Origin of the sequence: Rhodococcus sp. NPDC059968 (assembly GCF_042738615.1) — a bacterium.
GTDB lineage: Bacteria > Actinomycetota > Actinomycetes > Mycobacteriales > Mycobacteriaceae > Rhodococcus_F.
The window spans coordinates 1-2,031 of the sequence record NZ_JBHWUE010000255.1 but is presented as its reverse complement, the minus strand read 5'-3'; the positions used below and the strand labels follow the sequence as shown (position 1 = coordinate 2,031).

Sequence of the window (2,031 nt, the reverse complement as noted above, 5' to 3'; positions counted from 1 at the left end):
GTCTTCAATGGAGCGCCTACCTCTGGAAGGGGCGATCGCCTCCAACGTCCGCGGCTTCCGCGCGGCGTTCACGTCCGCAGTCGTCTAGGTCCCGCACTAACCCGCAGATGAAGCAGGCTTGAAGATGAGCATTGAAGCTCTCCTACAAGACAGGATTTTTTAATGGCCTCACGCAATTTGAACACCATCATTCTTTCCGATCCCCGGTCCTTCTCTGGTCAGACACAGCCGTCAGATGACTACATCAAACGCGGCGCTGACCTATTGGAGACCGAAGGAACCACGACGACCATAGCGCTCAGCGACCCGTCATGGCGGGAGGAACTGCGTTCGGCCCTGCCCAGTGCCGATCTTCTTCTTGTAAGTCCGTGGAGGTCGCCGGACATCTTGATAGATGGCGCGATGCTCGATAGTGCGCCACGGCTAAAGGCGATCGGGGGAACCTTCGATAACCGCTTTACCACCTTCGTGTCGATTGACGAACTGACCGAACGTGGGATCGTCTTGGTCGACACCTCACGCTCGATGACGCCCACCGTGGCAGAATTTGCACTGGCTCAAACCCTCAATCTATTGCGCGACATTCCGTCAGCGGTTGCGCTCATGCGGGCGGGTGGCTGGAAGCGATCGTCGTGGGACTCATTCGGGCACGTTTACGGCGATCTCGCTGGCAAGAAGATCGGGCTCGCCGGCTACGGCAGCATTAACAGGAGATATCACGAGCTGATCAGCGGTTTCGGCTGCCCGACCGCTGTCTACGATCCGATCCTCGACAAGTCCGGCGCTGAACAGCTGGGACTGACATACACGGACTCGCTTGAGGAGCTTGCGGCGGCCTCGGAGATCTTCGTTGTCGGCATTCCACCTCTCAAATCGTCGCTACGCGCGATCGACAAGACAGTCTTCGACGCCTTGCCCGTCGGTAGCCTCTTCGTGCTGGTGAGCCGCATGGCCGTTGTTGACGAGCCGGCGCTGTGGGACGCGGTTGACAACCGCCGCCTTAGGGCCGCGATTGACGTGTTCAGCACCGAACCGGTGCCCCCGGACGCACCATTTCGCTTCCACCCGAATGTGCTGCCAACACCGCACATTGCCGGAGAGGCGTCTTACTGCCACGAGCGCTGTTTTTACGATGCGTGCCTTGGCTGCCTGGCCGTGATCAAGGGGCAGCCGCGACGCTTCGAGGCCACGCGTATTGATGCAACCATGTACATGGGGGTAGCCCAGAACCCCAAGCCGCAGTGACGGCGGGCCTTGACGATACGAACGTTCCCAAGGTCGCCGATCCTCTGTAGACCCATCGTCCCGAATCTGTGCTCATCGTTTTCTGTTCGCGTAGCGGCAGCCGCTTGAGGGGACCGCAGTACAAGTGCTCAGAGATTGATCTTCCGCAAACCAGAAAGGCTCACCATGCCCGTCATCCATCTACAGGAACAGCCGATGCGTAGGAAAAGTGCGCCGACTGGCTGTCCGTTGACCGCGCTTGGGGTTTTCCGAGTCCCCAGTGTCGGAGGACGGTTCGACAACCATTTTCACGACTGTGATGAGTACTGGCTTATCTACAAGGGACGGGCGGTCATCGCCAGCGAGGGGAACACCTACGAAGTGGGACCCGGCGATGTCGTATACACGAGGGCGGGCGAGGAGCACGATGTAATCGAGGTCTCCGAGGACCTGGAGGCATTCTTCCTGGAGGACCGGCTTGTGGGCGAGGGGCGGGTCGGGCACCTGCATCGAACCCCTGATCTCGCAGCTGGCCACGATGTGACAGATACTGTTGTTCGGAACTGTTGAACCCCGGGAGACCCGCATGCTCGTCGACGTCCAGCATCTCCTCGAGAGCACGAGACAGGACGCCCGGACCCTCACCTGATGTATCCCACTTATCCCTTCGAGGAGCGGATACAGGCCTAGACATTGTCGCCGTATTGCGAACCCGCAATGGGAAGCGACGAAGGAGTCGATGTGACAACGGTAGCGATGCTCGGAGCATTCGACACGAAGGCGTCCGAGTTCGAGTTCCTCAGGGAG

General features: G+C 59.5%; 2 protein-coding genes. Both read left to right on the top strand.

The features are described 5' to 3' along the window. Positions 1-162: 162 nt before the first annotated feature. On the top strand, positions 163-1,245 hold the full coding sequence (locus tag ACFWAY_RS53615; protein ID WP_378516522.1) for an NAD(P)-dependent oxidoreductase: 1,083 nt from the start codon (positions 163-165) through the stop codon (positions 1,243-1,245). A gap of 165 nt (positions 1,246-1,410) precedes the next feature. After that, entirely contained in the window at positions 1,411-1,794 is a 384-nt protein-coding gene (locus tag ACFWAY_RS53610) for a cupin domain-containing protein (RefSeq protein ID WP_378516521.1), read from the top strand. The last annotated feature ends 237 nt before the right edge of the window (positions 1,795-2,031 follow it).

What these genes read in the sequence shown, in the direction of transcription:
- ACFWAY_RS53610 (WP_378516521.1), top strand. Translation starts at nt 1,411, where the DNA reads ATGCCCGTCATCCATCTACAGGAACAGCCGATGCGTAGGAAAAGTGCG.
- ACFWAY_RS53615 (WP_378516522.1), top strand. Translation starts at nt 163, where the DNA reads ATGGCCTCACGCAATTTGAACACCATCATTCTTTCCGATCCCCGGTCC.